The 12,110-nt window shown below is 73.3% G+C and carries 12 protein-coding genes; 5 read left to right on the forward strand and 7 right to left on the reverse strand.

The window, feature by feature from the left end; genetic code table 11:
• Window positions 1-285: 285 nt before the first annotated feature.
• Genes phnD through phnE (FHS88_RS14430) form a run of 3 tightly spaced genes read left to right on the forward strand, consistent with a single transcriptional unit; the run spans window position 286 to window position 2,866 of the window.
• Window positions 286-1,200 (forward strand): phosphate/phosphite/phosphonate ABC transporter substrate-binding protein, encoded by a 915-nt coding sequence (gene phnD, locus FHS88_RS14420; protein ID WP_184485972.1) that lies wholly within the window; start codon window positions 286-288, stop codon window positions 1,198-1,200.
• A gap of 2 nt (window positions 1,201-1,202) precedes the next feature.
• A complete protein-coding gene (phnE, locus tag FHS88_RS14425; protein ID WP_338146579.1) occupies window positions 1,203-2,057 on the forward strand; it encodes a phosphonate ABC transporter, permease protein PhnE in 855 nt (284 codons plus the stop codon).
• Entirely contained in the window at window positions 2,054-2,866 is an 813-nt protein-coding gene (phnE, locus tag FHS88_RS14430) for a phosphonate ABC transporter, permease protein PhnE (RefSeq protein WP_184485976.1), read from the forward strand. Before phnE (FHS88_RS14425) ends, phnE (FHS88_RS14430) begins: the two co-directional genes overlap by 4 nt.
• 170 nt (window positions 2,867-3,036) lie before the next feature.
• On the opposite strand, the gene FHS88_RS14435 is transcribed toward phnE (FHS88_RS14430), so the two are convergent.
• The 4 genes from FHS88_RS14435 to FHS88_RS14450 all read right to left on the reverse strand — a co-directional run bounded on the left by FHS88_RS14435 (window position 3,037) and on the right by FHS88_RS14450 (window position 6,411).
• Complete coding sequence (locus FHS88_RS14435) at window positions 3,037-3,732, reverse strand: CBS domain-containing protein (protein ID WP_184485980.1); 696 nt, start codon at window positions 3,730-3,732, stop codon at window positions 3,037-3,039.
• Window positions 3,733-3,805: 73 nt separating this feature from the next.
• Window positions 3,806-4,783 carry a Bug family tripartite tricarboxylate transporter substrate binding protein gene (locus FHS88_RS14440; protein WP_184485983.1) on the reverse strand — a complete coding sequence of 326 codons (978 nt, stop codon included), beginning with the start codon at window positions 4,781-4,783 and terminating at the stop codon, window positions 3,806-3,808.
• Between the two features lie 50 nt (window positions 4,784-4,833).
• Window positions 4,834-5,787 carry a Bug family tripartite tricarboxylate transporter substrate binding protein gene (locus FHS88_RS14445; RefSeq protein WP_184485985.1) on the reverse strand — a complete coding sequence of 318 codons (954 nt, stop codon included), beginning with the start codon at window positions 5,785-5,787 and terminating at the stop codon, window positions 4,834-4,836.
• Window positions 5,788-5,823: 36 nt separating this feature from the next.
• Window positions 5,824-6,411, reverse strand: a complete 588-nt coding sequence (locus tag FHS88_RS14450) for a YcxB family protein (protein WP_184485988.1) — start codon at window positions 6,409-6,411, stop codon at window positions 5,824-5,826.
• A 167-nt stretch (window positions 6,412-6,578) separates the two neighbouring features.
• Between FHS88_RS14450 and FHS88_RS14455 the strand changes: the two genes are divergently transcribed.
• Entirely contained in the window at window positions 6,579-7,946 is a 1,368-nt protein-coding gene (locus FHS88_RS14455; protein WP_184485991.1) for a replication-associated recombination protein A, read from the forward strand.
• 203 nt (window positions 7,947-8,149) lie between these two features.
• Window positions 8,150-8,518 carry a fluoride efflux transporter CrcB gene (gene crcB, locus FHS88_RS14460; RefSeq protein WP_184485994.1) on the forward strand — a complete coding sequence of 123 codons (369 nt, stop codon included), beginning with the start codon at window positions 8,150-8,152 and terminating at the stop codon, window positions 8,516-8,518.
• 37 nt (window positions 8,519-8,555) lie between these two features.
• On the opposite strand, the gene FHS88_RS14465 is transcribed toward crcB, so the two are convergent.
• From FHS88_RS14465 to FHS88_RS14475, 3 genes are read right to left on the reverse strand one after another with little or no spacing between them, the layout of a single operon-like run.
• Complete coding sequence (locus FHS88_RS14465) at window positions 8,556-9,020, reverse strand: YaiI/YqxD family protein (protein WP_184486281.1); 465 nt, start codon at window positions 9,018-9,020, stop codon at window positions 8,556-8,558.
• The gene (locus FHS88_RS14470; RefSeq protein WP_184485998.1) at window positions 9,017-10,114 is read right to left on the reverse strand and encodes a 4-oxalomesaconate tautomerase; all 1,098 of its coding nucleotides are present in this window, start codon (window positions 10,112-10,114) and stop codon (window positions 9,017-9,019) included. The genes FHS88_RS14465 and FHS88_RS14470 overlap by 4 nt, the downstream gene beginning before the upstream one ends.
• 10 nt (window positions 10,115-10,124) lie before the next feature.
• Window positions 10,125-12,089, reverse strand: coding sequence for a tripartite tricarboxylate transporter permease (locus tag FHS88_RS14475; RefSeq protein WP_184486001.1), 1,965 nt, complete (start codon window positions 12,087-12,089; stop codon window positions 10,125-10,127).
• Window positions 12,090-12,110 lie beyond the last annotated feature (21 nt).

The raw sequence follows: 12,110 nt of genomic DNA on the forward strand, positions 1-12,110 counted from the left end.
CGGTGAGAAAGCCCCGCGGGATTGGGACCGTCCGGTGGGTGGCGCGCCTGAGCCCGGCCCGGGCCCGCACCGCGCTTCCGGCCTTCTGGGCCATGGGAAGCGGCGGGGACCGATCACGCAGCCGGGCGGCGCGTGGCGCGCGGGACATCCGCGCGATGTGACTCCTATGCGCCTTCGCAGATGCGAAAGCAAGGGCAATCGCCGTCACCGCTTCTTCACCGGCCTGTCACCGGGCCATCGCGGATGGCGTGGCAGATGCCGCCCGCCAAAGACGGAGATGCCGCCATGATCGCCCGCCGCGCCGCCCTTGCCCTGCCCGCCCTCGCCCTGCTTCTCCCCGCGGCCGCCGCCGCCCAGGCCGACTGGCGCGCCGGGCTGCGCGAGGTGCGCTTCGGCATGATCTCGGTGGAGAACGAGCGCGATGCGATCGCGCGGCTGCAGGGGCTCTCGGCCTATATGGGCCGCGAGCTCGGCGTGCCCTTCCGCGTCTTCCGCGGCTCCGACTACGCCGCGGTGGTCGAGGCGCTGCGCTCCGGCCATGCCGAGCTCGGCTATCTAGGGCCGGCCTCCTACGGCCTCGCGCGGCGCGTGATGGGCGAGCGCATCGCGCCGATCTTCCGCTACCTCGATAACGCGGGGATGGAAGGCTACCACAGCGTGATGATCGTCAAGGCCGACAGCCCGGTGCAGCGGCTCGAGGACATGCGCGGCCGCACGCTCGGCTTCAGCGACCCGAACTCGACCTCGGGCTTCCAGGTGCCGGGCTGGTTCCTGCGTCGCCAGGGCATGGACCCCGCCACCTTCTTCTCCCGCACCGGCTTCACCGGCAGCCACGAGCAGGGCGTGATGGCGGTGATCAACGGCACCTACGACGCCGCCGTGGTGGCCTATTCCAACGACGAGCGGAACACCTTCCAGCGCATGGCCGAGAAGGGTATGATCCCGGCCGGCGCGGTGCGCGTGGTCTGGCGCTCGCCGCTGATCCCGAACTCGCCGATCGTGCTGCGGATGGACCTGCCCGAGGGCTTCCGCCGCGACGTGATCGCCGCCTTCGCCGCCATGCCGGAACGCGACCCCGAGGCGTTCCGCGCGATGTCCTCCAATGCGCGCGGCCTCGCGCCCGCGCGGCACGAGGACTACCTCGACATCATGGCCATCCTCGAGGAGAACGCGCAGCGGCGGCGCGAGCGGCGTTCCTGAGCGTGACCGCCGGCGCCGTCCTCGCCGCGGAAGGGCGCTGGCGCGCGGCGCGCACGCGGCGCTGGCGCGCGGTGGCCCTCGGCGGGGCGTGCTTCGCGGCGGCGGTGCTGGCCTCGGCCTGGATCGGCGAGGTGAGCCCGGCCCGCCTGGTGCGCGGCCTGCCGCTGGCCTGGGACTACATCCACCGCACCCTGCCCGAGATCGGCCTCGCCTCGGTCGGTGCGGACATCGCGCACTGGATGTGGGGCTTCGGCGACTGGGTGGCGCTGCTCGGCGACACGCTGCTGATCGCCTATGTCGGCACGGTGCTCGGCGCGGCGGCGGCGCTGCTGCTCTCCTTCCCCGCCGCCTCCACCCTCGCGCCGGGCTGGGTGGTCGGGCCGGTGCGGCGGCTGCTCGAGTTCATGCGAACCGTGCCGACGCTCGTGCTGGCGCTGGTCTTCGTCTACGCCTTCGGCCTCGGGCCCTTCGCCGGCGTGCTCGCGATCGCGGTGCATTCGGCCGGTGCGCTCGGCAAGCTCTTCGCCGAGGAGCATGAGAACGTCTCCCTCGGCCCGGTCGAGGCGGTGCGCGCGGCCGGCGGCTCCTGGCCCGCGCAGATGCGCTTCGGCGTGCTGCCGCAATCCCTGCCCGGCGTGCTGTCCTACGGGCTGCTGCGCTTCGAGATCAATGTGCGGGAGGCGAGCGTGCTCGGCATCGTCGGCGCGGGCGGCATCGGGGAGGAGCTGTATCTCGCGGTGCGGCAGTTCGAATACCAGGACATCTCCGCGATCCTGGTGCTGATCCTGGCCACCGTCGCGGTGATCGACGTGATCTGCGGGCGGCTGCGCCGGCGCGTCATCGGGGTGCGGGCATGAAGCGGAGCCTGCCGCCGCAGGAAGCGCGGCCCGCGCCGCGACCGGCGCGCCTCGGCGCGACGCCGCTGCTCTTCGGCCTCGGCGTCCTGGTGCTGCTGGTCGGGCTGTGGCGCGTGGATGCGAATCCCGCGCGCATCTGGGAGGGGCTTTCTCGCCTCGGCTGGCTCTTCGCGCTGATGTGGCCGCCCTCGCCGGGCGGGGTGCTGCCCGAGCTGCTGCACGGCCTCGCCGAGAGCATGGCCATGGCCTTCCTCGGGACGCTGATCGCCGCGCTGGTGGCGCTGCCGCTGGCGCTGCTCGGCGCGGGCAACATCGTGGGCAGCGCGATGCTGCGCTTCTCGGTGCGGCGGCTCTATGACGGGCTGCGCGGCATCGACACGCTGATCTGGGCGCTGATCTTCGTCTCGGCGGTCGGGATGGGGCCCTTCGCGGGGATCCTCGCCCTCGCGGTGCCCGATGTCGGCACGCTCGCCAAGCTGTTCTCCGAGGCGCTGGAGGGGGCGGACCGGCGCCAGGTGGAGGGGGTGCGCGCCGGCGGCTCCGGGCGGCTTCTCGCGGTGCGCTTCGGGCTGCTGCCGCAGGTGGCGCCGCTGATGCTCTCGCAGGTGCTCTACACGCTGGAATCCAATGCGCGGTCCTCGACCGTGCTCGGCATCGTGGGCGCGGGCGGGATCGGGCTCGCTCTGTCCGACCGCATCCGCATCAACAACTGGGACGAGGCGGCCTTCATCGTGCTGATGATCCTCGTCATGGTCGCCGCGATCGACCTGTTCAGCCGCGCGGTCCGGCTGCGGGTGATCCGCGCCTGACGCGCGGCGGGCGAAGGCCCAGACCTTCCCTGCCGGCCCTCGGCCCCCGGTTCCGCGCGCAGGCGATCCGCCGGCTCCGGGCGCGACGCCCGCGGGGGAAGGATGCGACCTCCCATCCGCCGGCATGGGAACGGCGCGCGGCGCGGGAGCCACGCCGCGCCACGGCCCCGTCAGGGCATGCCGATCATCATCTTCGGCGCTGGGCTGGTGTCGAACACCACCTTCTTCACGCCGGGCACGCCCTCGGCGAGGACGCGCAGCGCCGTCTTGGTCTCCTGCGCCGAGAGGAAGCCGTGGAAGGAAACCACGCCGTCCTTGACCATCGGGAAGACGAAGCGGGTGCTGATCCAGGGCTCGGCCCGCATGCGCGCGAGGATCTCGCGCCGGATGCGCGGGTCGGAGGCCTCCTGCTCGGCGCCGCTGCCCAGGGGCTGCATCACCGCGCGCAGCAGGTCGGCGCGGGAGACGACGCCGACCAGGACGCCGTCGCGCAGCACCGGCACGCGGCGGATGCGCTTCGTCTCCAGGATGTGCGCGACCTCCTCGACCGTGGCGTCCTCGGTCACGGTGGCAAGGTTGGTGCTCATCACGTCGCGCACGCGCCGGCCATGGGCGCGGGCATAGGCCATGGCCTGGTCGGCGGTGGCGCCGAGCAGGGTCGCGAAGAAGGAGGCGGGCTTGTCCTCCTTGGCCGAAAGGCGGCGCATCAGGTCGCCGTCGGTGACGAGGCCGACGAGGCGCCCCTCCTCGTCCACCACCGGCAGGCCCGAGATGCCGCGGTCGGCCATCAGCGCCGCCACCGCCTCGAGCGGCGTCTCGGGCGGGACGGTGATCGGGTCGGTGGTCATGATGTCGCGCGCGCGCATGCCGGGCCTCCGTGGCGTGTGAACTGTGATTAATGTGGTGTCCGGGAGCCGCCGTTGATGCGGATCAAGGGGCTCAGCCGGCCTCGATGCGGGCCTCGCGGACGATGCGGCCCATCAGCTCCCGCTGCTCGGCCACATGCCGGGCGAAGGCGGCGGGCTCGGTGCCGAGGGGCAGCGCGCCGAGCGCGTCGAGGCGCTGGCGCACCGTGGCGTCCGCGAGGGCATGCCGCGCGGCCTCGAACAGCCGCTGCACCGCCGGGGCGGGCGTGCCGGCGGGGGCGTAGAGGCCGTTCCATTCGTTCAGCTCGAACCCTTCGAAGCCCTGTTCGGCGATGGTCGGCACCTCGGGCAGCGGCGCGATGCGCTGGGCGGTCGAGACGCCGAGCGCCACCAGCCGCCCGTCGCGCACGAGCTGCAGCGTCGAGGAGACGGTGCCGAAGACGAAGACGATGTTGCCGCCGAGCAGGTCCTGCAGCGCCGGTGTGCCGCCGCGATAGGGGACATGGGTGATGTCGAGCCCCGCGCGGTTGAGGAACAGCGCCGCGGCGAGATGCGCCGCCGTGGCATTGCCCGAGGAGCCGTAGGAGAGTTCCCGCGCCCGCGGCCGCGCCCAGGCGAGGAACTCCTGCACCGTCTTCGCCGGCACCTTCTGCGGGTTCACCGCGAGGATCTGCGGCAGCACCACCACCTGGCTGATGGGCGCGAAGGCGGTCGCGTAGTCGAAGGGCAGGTTGCGGATCAGGTGCGGGTTCACCGTATGCGCCATGGCGTCCACCATGATGCTGTGCCCGTCGGGCGCGCTGCGCGCGAGTTCCGCCGCGCCGATCGAGCCGCCCGCGCCGGCGCGGTTCTCCACCACCACCGGCTGGCCGAGCAGCGCGCCCATCGGGCCGGCGAGCAGCCGCGAGGTGGTGTCCACCCCGCCGCCCGGCGGATAGGGCGCGATCAGCCGGATGGGGCGCGAGGGCGACCAGGCGGCCCCCTGCGCGCGGGCCACGGAGGCCAGGGCGGGCGCCGCGAGGGCGGCGGTGATCAGGCTGCGGCGGTTCATGGCTCGGTCCTCCCCGGGATCGTCACCGGGGATGGATGGACCGCCGCGGCTCAACTGTCGAGGCGGATGCCCTCGCCGCGGATCAGCGCCTCCATCTCGGCGCGCTCGGCGGCGAGGAAGCGGGCGAAGGCGGCCGGGCCCTCGGCGGCGGGCAGCAGCCCCAGCGCATCGAGGCGCGGGCGCAGCGCCGGCTGGTTCACCGCATCCGCCGCCGCGGCGGCGATGCGCTGGACCACCGGCGCCGGGGTCGCCGCCGGCACCAGCAGGCCGAGCCAGTCGCCCATGGCGAAGCCGGGGAAGCCCTGCTCCGCGACGGTCGGCACCTCCGGCAGCCCGGGGAAGCGCTCGGGTGATGAGACGGCGAGCGCCTTGACCCGCCCCTCGCGGACCAGCGGCGCGGCGAGGGCGGGCGAGGTGAAGCCGAAGGGCGTGTCGCCGCGCAGCAGGCCGGCGATCTGGTCGGCGCCGCCGCGATAGGGGATGTGCTCCCCGCGGATGCCGGCGCGGCGCAGCAACTGCGCCATGGCGAGGTGCACGCGCGCGCCGACGCCGACGCTGCCGTAGCGGGCCTGGGCGGGCTCCTCGCGCAGCCGGGCGAGCAGGGCGGGCAGCGACCCGGCGCCGAACTCCGCCCGCGCGACCAGGATCAGCGGCAGGGTTGCGAGCAGCGTGACCGGGGCGAGGTCCCGCACATAGTCGAAGGCGAGGCCGCGCATCAGGAAGGGGTTCACCGACTGCCCGCCGGAATCGATCAGCACAGTGGACCCGTCGGGCGGGGATTGCGCGACATGGCCGGCGCCGACGGCGCCCGATGCGCCGGAGCGGTTCTCGGGCGTCACAGTGGTGCCGAGCAGTTCACCCATGCGGGGCGCGATCAGCCGCGCGAGGATGTCGGTCGAACCGCCCGGCGGGAAGGCGATGACGAGGCGCACCGGCCGGTCGGCGGGGGCCTGGGCCAGGGCGGGGGCGGCGAGGGGCAGGGCGAGGAGGGCGCGGCGGAGCATGGCTCCCCCTGTCCCGACCCCACCCGCGCCGTCAAGTTAAGGCTTGGTTTCGGGCGGGGCGGCGCGGGCCCGCACCATGGCGCGCAGCGCCTCGAGCCGCGCCGGATCCTGGCCGCGCTTCGGCACGAGGATGGCGAGCGTCTCGCCCAGCATCACGAGCAGCAGCCCCTCCGTCTCCCGCAGGCCGATGACGGCATCCCAGCCGTAGCGGTTCAGGCTGTTCGCGCCGCTGACCGAGATGCCCTCGGGGCTCGCCTCGATGCGCTTGGGGCCGAGATAGTCCTCCCGCGGGGAGCGCCCCACCATGGCGCGCACGACCCGCCGCACGTTCCAGCGATGCGCCGCGTAGCTCAGCGGCGTGACGATGGCCGCAAGGACGCCGAGGATCAGCAGCGGCACGATGCCGTGGGCCAGCGGGTCGAAGCCCGCGAGGCCGAGGCTGTAGAGGTTCCATCCCGGCAGGACCACGGCGGCGAGCCCGTAGATGAGCAGGAACTGCCTGCGCCAGCGGGCACGCAGCCGGGGCGAGAAGGCCACCAGGAGGTTGAACGCCTCGACATCGGGCATCGTCACCTCGACATCGAGGCGGACGGCCTCCGGCGGGGGCGGCGCGGGCGTGCTCATGCCCGGTCCCGATGGCATGCGGGGCGCGGGCGCACAATCCGCGCAGGGCCGCCCCGCGGCGGCGGCCTGCAAGGTTTCAGGGCGCGCGCCGCCTCGGCCGGCCGGCCGCGCCCGGGCGGGATCCTGGCGCTCCGCGGCCCGAGGAACGGGAATCGCCGCCCCGGCCGATGGATCGGGGCGCGGCCCCGGGGCATGATGGCGGCGTGCCAGACCGCCTCGATCTCTTCGGCGATGCCCCGGCGAGCGCGACGCCCGCCGCCGAGGCCGCACGCCCGCTCGCCGACCGGCTGCGGCCGCGCAGGCTCGATGATGTGGTGGGCCAGGACCACCTGCTGGGCGAGGAGGGCAGCATCGCGCGGATGCTCGCGCGCGGCTCGCTCGCCTCGCTGATCCTGTGGGGGCCGCCCGGGGTGGGCAAGACCACCATCGCGCGGCTGCTGGCCGAGGCGGCGGGGCTGCGCTTCGCCGCACTCTCGGCGGTGTTCTCGGGCGTCGCCGACCTCAAGCGCGCCTTCGACGAGGCGCGCGCGCGCAAGACGAACGGCCAGGGCACGCTGCTCTTCGTGGACGAGATCCACCGCTTCAACCGTGCCCAGCAGGACGGCTTCCTGCCGGTGGTCGAGGACGGCACCGTCACGCTGGTCGGCGCGACGACCGAGAACCCCTCCTTCGCGCTGAACGGCGCGCTGCTGTCGCGCTGCCAGGTGATGGTGCTGAAGCGGCTGGACGACGCCGCGCTGGAGCAGCTCCTGGCGCGTGCCGAGGCGCTGACCGGCCGCGCCCTTCCGCTCGCGCCCGCCGCGCGCGCGACGATGCGCGCGATGGCCGATGGCGACGGGCGCTACCTGCTCAACATGGCCGAGCAGGTCTTCGCGCTGCCCGCGCGCGCGAAGCCGCTCGACACCGCGGCGCTCTCCGCGCTGCTCGCGAAGCGCGCGGCGCTCTACGACAAGGACCGGGAGGAGCACTACAACCTGATCTCCGCGCTGCACAAGGCGATGCGCGGGTCGGATCCGGATGCGGCGCTCTACTGGTTCGCGCGGATGCTGGTGGGCGGGGAGGATCCGCGCTTCATCGCCCGGCGCCTGACGCGCTTCGCCGCCGAGGATGTCGGCATGGCGGACCCGCGCGCGCTGCCGCTCGCCATCGCGGCGTGGGAGAGTTTCGAGCGGCTCGGCTCGCCGGAGGGTGAGCTCGCGCTCGCGCAGCTCGTCGTCCATCTCGCCACCGCGCCGAAGTCGAATGCGGTCTATGCCGCCTTCGGCGCTGCCATGCGCGCGGCGAAGGAGACCGGCTCGCTGATGCCGCCGAAGCACATCCTGAACGCGCCGACGAAACTGATGCAGGAGATCGGCTACGGCGCCGGCTACGAATACGACCACCATGCCGAGGAGGGCTTCTCCGGCCAGGACTATTTCCCCGAGGGGATGGCCAGGCAATCCTACTACCGCCCGACCGACCGCGGGGCCGAGGCCGCGGTGGCCGAGCGCATGGCGCGGTGGGAGGCGCTGCGCCGCAAGCGCCGGCGCGGCTGAAGGCGCCGCATCGGCATGCGCGGCCGGGCTTGGCGCGGCCGGAACCGGTCGCCTTGCATCCTTGCCGGCGGGCAGGGCCGGGCGTGCCGGCACCGCGCCCGCCTCCCGCGTCATGGCCGGGCGCGAGAACCGGACAAGGCGGGGAGGGGCTGGCCTTGCCCGCGCAGGGATGGCACGCGGCGATGGGGCCGGATGGGGATGTCATGAACGGTGTCACTGCGTCGTCGGTTGCTCTGGTCGCGCTCGGCGGCGCGGCCGGCTCGGTGCTGCGCTACCTGGTCTCGATGGCCGGGCTGGCGCTGTTCGGGGCCGGGTTTCCGTGGGGGACGCTCGCGGTCAACGTGATCGGCAGCGCCGTGATCGGCGCGCTGGTCGCGGCCGGGCTCGACGGGCAGGCGCGCTACCTGCTGATCACGGGGCTGCTCGGCGGTTTCACCACCTTCTCCGCCTTCTCGATCGACACGGTGTCGCTCTGGGCGCGCGCCCCGGCGCTGGCGGTGCTCTACGTCGCGGTGTCGGTCGGGCTGAGCATCGCCGCCTGCGCGGCAGGCTTCTGGCTGTTCCGGCGGTAGCGGCCGGCGCGCGAGAGGTTGCAGCCCGCGCGGGGCGTCACGCGCCGCGCAGCGAGGCCTGGACCAGCCCGTCGAGCGCCTGCAGGAAGCGCGAGCGCGCCGCGCGGTCGAGCGGCGGCGGCCCGCCGGTCGCCACCCCCGCCTCCCGCAGGCTGCGGCCGATCGCGCGGCTGGCGAGCGCGCCGCCGATGTTGTCGCCGTCCCAGACGCGCCCGTTCGGCGCCAGCGCCTTCGCGCCCTTGGCGAGGCAGCGCGCGGCAAGCGGGATGTCCGCGGTGACGCAGACATCGCCGGCCGCGATGTGCTCCACGATCCAGTCATCCGCCGCGTCCGCGCCCTCGCCCACCACGACGATGCGCCCCCCTGGCAGGGGCGGCGGCCGCACGCCGCGCGAGCCGTTGCCGACGACGACGACGGCGAGGCCGAGACGGCCGGCGACGCGGTAGCATTCCTCCCGCACCGGGCAGGCGTCGCCGTCGATGTAGAGGGTGGGCGCGCTCAGCGGCCGGGCCAGATGCGGGCGGGGATGAAGACCTCGCCCGCCATCAGCTTGCGCGCGGTGCGCAGCGTGCCGCCGCCGAGCACCTCCACCGCCCCGTCGCCGGCGCGGCGCGTGCTGATCACGGCTTCCATCTGCCCGGTCGGGTGTTCGAGGAGGATGGTCTCGCGCTCGTTGGGGCCGATGCGCGCGAGGCCGTCGGCCACCGTGCCCGGCAGCATGCAGGCGGTGGCGATGCAGATGCCGCCCGTGACGGCCATCGCCTCGTGGCAGGCGAGCGGCGTGAAGTAGCGCGCGGCGATGCCCGCGCCGCCGGCGGGCTCGGCGACGATGGCGAATTTCGGGATGACGCGGCCTTCCGCATCGCCCATGCCCATCGCCAGGGAGGCGGCGCGGCGGATGCGCTCGATGCGCGCCATGAAGTCGCGGTCGGCGTCGAGTTCCTTCGCGGTCTCGCGCGCCGTCTTGCCGAGATCGGCGGCGCGCGCGATCACCACCGGCATCGCGACATCGAGGCAGGTGACCTCCACGCCCCCGATCACGTCCTTGGCGTTGCCGGTTGGCAGCAGCCTGCCGGTCGCGCCGCCCACGGCATCGGCGAAGTTCAGCACGATGGGTGCCGCGGTGCCGGGGACGCCGGCGATCGCGGTATCGCCCTCATAGGTGACGCGCCCGCCAGGCGTCTGCACCACTGCCTCGATCAGCGCGCCGGTGTTGACCGCGCGGATGAGCACGGAGGTCTCGCCTTCGCGCGCGGGCACGAGGCCCTTCTCGATGGCGAAGGGGCCGATGCCCGCCAGCATGTTGCCGCAGGTCGGGCCGAAATCCACGAAGGCCTTGTCCACCGAGACCTGGGCGAAGAGGTAGTCCACCTGCTGCTTCTCACCCGCCGCGGCGGGGGAGACGATGCAAACCTTGCTCGTCAGCGTGGTCGCGCCGCCCAGGCCGTCGATCTGCCGCGCATCGGGGCTGCCCATGACGGCGAGCAGCACCTTCGCGATCTCCTCGCGGCTCGCGGGCAGGTCGGAGGCGAGGAAATAGGGGCCGCGGCTGGTGCCGCCGCGCATCAGCGTGCAGGGGATGGCGGTCTGGGTCATCGGTGGTGTCTCAGCGCAGGGGCCAGGGCAGGTCGTAATGGTCCTGGAGCAGGCCGCCGGGGAAGATCAGGTTGAGGGAATGGGCGAGGATGAGGATGAAGCCGCAGGCCGCGGCCGTCAGCAGCAGCGTCTGCGCCCAGCCGCAGCGCGCCACCACGCGCAGGAAGGCGATGAAGAAGAGCGCGAGGGCGGCGAAGAAGCCGAGGAGCAGCGTCAGCCCGAGGAAACCGAGCGCCCAGCCGACGAAGGGCCAGGGCCCGGCATCCGTCGCCTTCGCCTCCTGGTCGAAGTTCGTGCTGCCCGCCGCCGTCGCGCCGCGCGCCTGGAAGACGAGCACGGTGAGCACCGACAGCCCGCCGACGGTCGCCACCACCACCGGCATCAGCGCGGCGAGGTAGGAGTTCTTCAGCCCCTCGAACAGCACCCAGACGAAGAAGGCGAGCAGCACCGCGGTGAAGGCGAGTTGCGGCAGCATGGAGGCGGCGCGGGATTCGTCCGCCGCGCCCTCGGTGTTCACATTGGCCTGGCTGCGCCGCAGCCCGGCCCACAGCGAGAGCAGCGTCAGCGCCAGGATGATGAGCGCGACCGGCCGGGTGAGGAACTCCCAGCCCGAGAACTGCACCGCCTGGTAGAGGTAGCGCTCGGCGCCGAGGGAGAGCACGAAGCCGATCAGGAAGGCCGGGCGCGACCAGCCGAAGCGGCGCAGGAACAGCCCGAGGATGCCGACGGCGAACAGCGCGATCAGGTCATAGACGCTGCGCGAGGCCTGGAAGGCGGCGAAGGAGATGACCATGATCATGAAGGGCGCGATCAGCGGGTAGCGGATCGTCGTCAGCTTCGCGATGCCGGGCGCGAGCAGGATGCACAGCAGCGTGCCCACGAAGTTGGCGATCGCGAGCGACCAGATGATGGTGTAGGTCACGCCGAGGTCGCGATCGGCCATGGCGGGTCCGGGCTGCAGCCCGATCAGGATCATCCCGGCGAGGAAGATCGCCATCGAGCCCGAACCGGGGATGCCGAACAGCAGCGTGGGCAGCAGCGCCCCGCCCTGGGTGGCGTTGTTCGCGCTCTCCGGGGCGATCACGCCGCGGATCTCGCCCTTGCCGAACCTCGAGGCGTCCTTCGAGGTCTGCATCGCGTGGCTGTAGGCGATCCAGTCCACCACCGAGCCGCCGATGCCCGGGATGGCGCCGATCAGCGCGCCGATGCCCGAGCAGCGCAGCACGAGCCAGGGGTTCCTGAGCACGTCCTTGATGCCCTGGATCCACCCCGTGCCCATCGGGTTCTGCTGGGCGATGGCGCCGCCGCCGCGCAGCAGGTTGAACAACTCGGGCAGGGCGAAGATGCCGAGGCCCACGATCACCAGCGGCAGCCCGTCGCTGAGATAGAGCGTGTCGAAATCCATCCGGTACTCGCCGGTGGCCGGCGCGGCGCCCACCATGCCGAAGGCGAGGCCGAGGCAGGCCGAGGCGATGCCCTTGGCGAGGTTGCCGCCCGACAGCGCCGCCACCGTGGACAGGCCGAAGAGGGTGAGCATGAAGAGCTCGGCCGAGCCGAAGAGCAGGATGATCGGCCGCGCCGCCATGACCGAGGCGGTCAGCACGAGCGCGCCGAAGAACCCCCCCAGCATGGAGGCGAAGAAGGCGGCCGAAAGCGCCCGCGCCCCCTGCCCCTGGCGCGCCAGCGGGAAGCCGTCGAGCACCGTCGCCTGGCTCGCGGAGGAGCCGGGGATGCCCATCAGGATGGAGGAGAAGGTGTCCGATGTCGGGATGACCGCGATCAGCCCGATCAGCATGGCGAGCGCGGAGGTCGAATCCATGCCGTAGATGAAGGGCAGCAGCAGCGACAGCCCGGCGATGCCGCCCAGGCCCGGCAGCACCCCGATCACGAGCCCGACCGAGACGCCGAGCATCATGAACATCAGGCGCGTGGGCGTCAGCAGTTCGAGCAGCGCGCCGAAGATCACATCCATCATGGCGGTGGCACCCTATCCCCG

This window comes from Neoroseomonas alkaliterrae (genome assembly GCF_014199195.1).
Lineage (GTDB): Bacteria > Pseudomonadota > Alphaproteobacteria > Acetobacterales > Acetobacteraceae > Neoroseomonas > Neoroseomonas alkaliterrae.

What these genes read in the sequence shown, in the direction of transcription:
- phnD (WP_184485972.1), top strand. Translation starts at nt 286, where the DNA reads ATGATCGCCCGCCGCGCCGCCCTTGCCCTGCCCGCCCTCGCCCTGCTT.
- phnE (WP_184485976.1), top strand. Translation starts at nt 2,054, where the DNA reads ATGAAGCGGAGCCTGCCGCCGCAGGAAGCGCGGCCCGCGCCGCGACCG.
- FHS88_RS14435 (WP_184485980.1), bottom strand. Translation starts at nt 3,732, where the DNA reads ATGCGCGCGCGCGACATCATGACCACCGACCCGATCACCGTCCCGCCC.
- FHS88_RS14440 (WP_184485983.1), bottom strand. Translation starts at nt 4,783, where the DNA reads ATGAACCGCCGCAGCCTGATCACCGCCGCCCTCGCGGCGCCCGCCCTG.
- FHS88_RS14445 (WP_184485985.1), bottom strand. Translation starts at nt 5,787, where the DNA reads ATGCTCCGCCGCGCCCTCCTCGCCCTGCCCCTCGCCGCCCCCGCCCTG.
- FHS88_RS14450 (WP_184485988.1), bottom strand. Translation starts at nt 6,411, where the DNA reads ATGAGCACGCCCGCGCCGCCCCCGCCGGAGGCCGTCCGCCTCGATGTC.
- FHS88_RS14455 (WP_184485991.1), top strand. Translation starts at nt 6,579, where the DNA reads ATGGATCGGGGCGCGGCCCCGGGGCATGATGGCGGCGTGCCAGACCGC.
- crcB (WP_184485994.1), top strand. Translation starts at nt 8,150, where the DNA reads ATGAACGGTGTCACTGCGTCGTCGGTTGCTCTGGTCGCGCTCGGCGGC.
- FHS88_RS14470 (WP_184485998.1), bottom strand. Translation starts at nt 10,114, where the DNA reads ATGACCCAGACCGCCATCCCCTGCACGCTGATGCGCGGCGGCACCAGC.
- FHS88_RS14475 (WP_184486001.1), bottom strand. Translation starts at nt 12,089, where the DNA reads ATGATGGATGTGATCTTCGGCGCGCTGCTCGAACTGCTGACGCCCACG.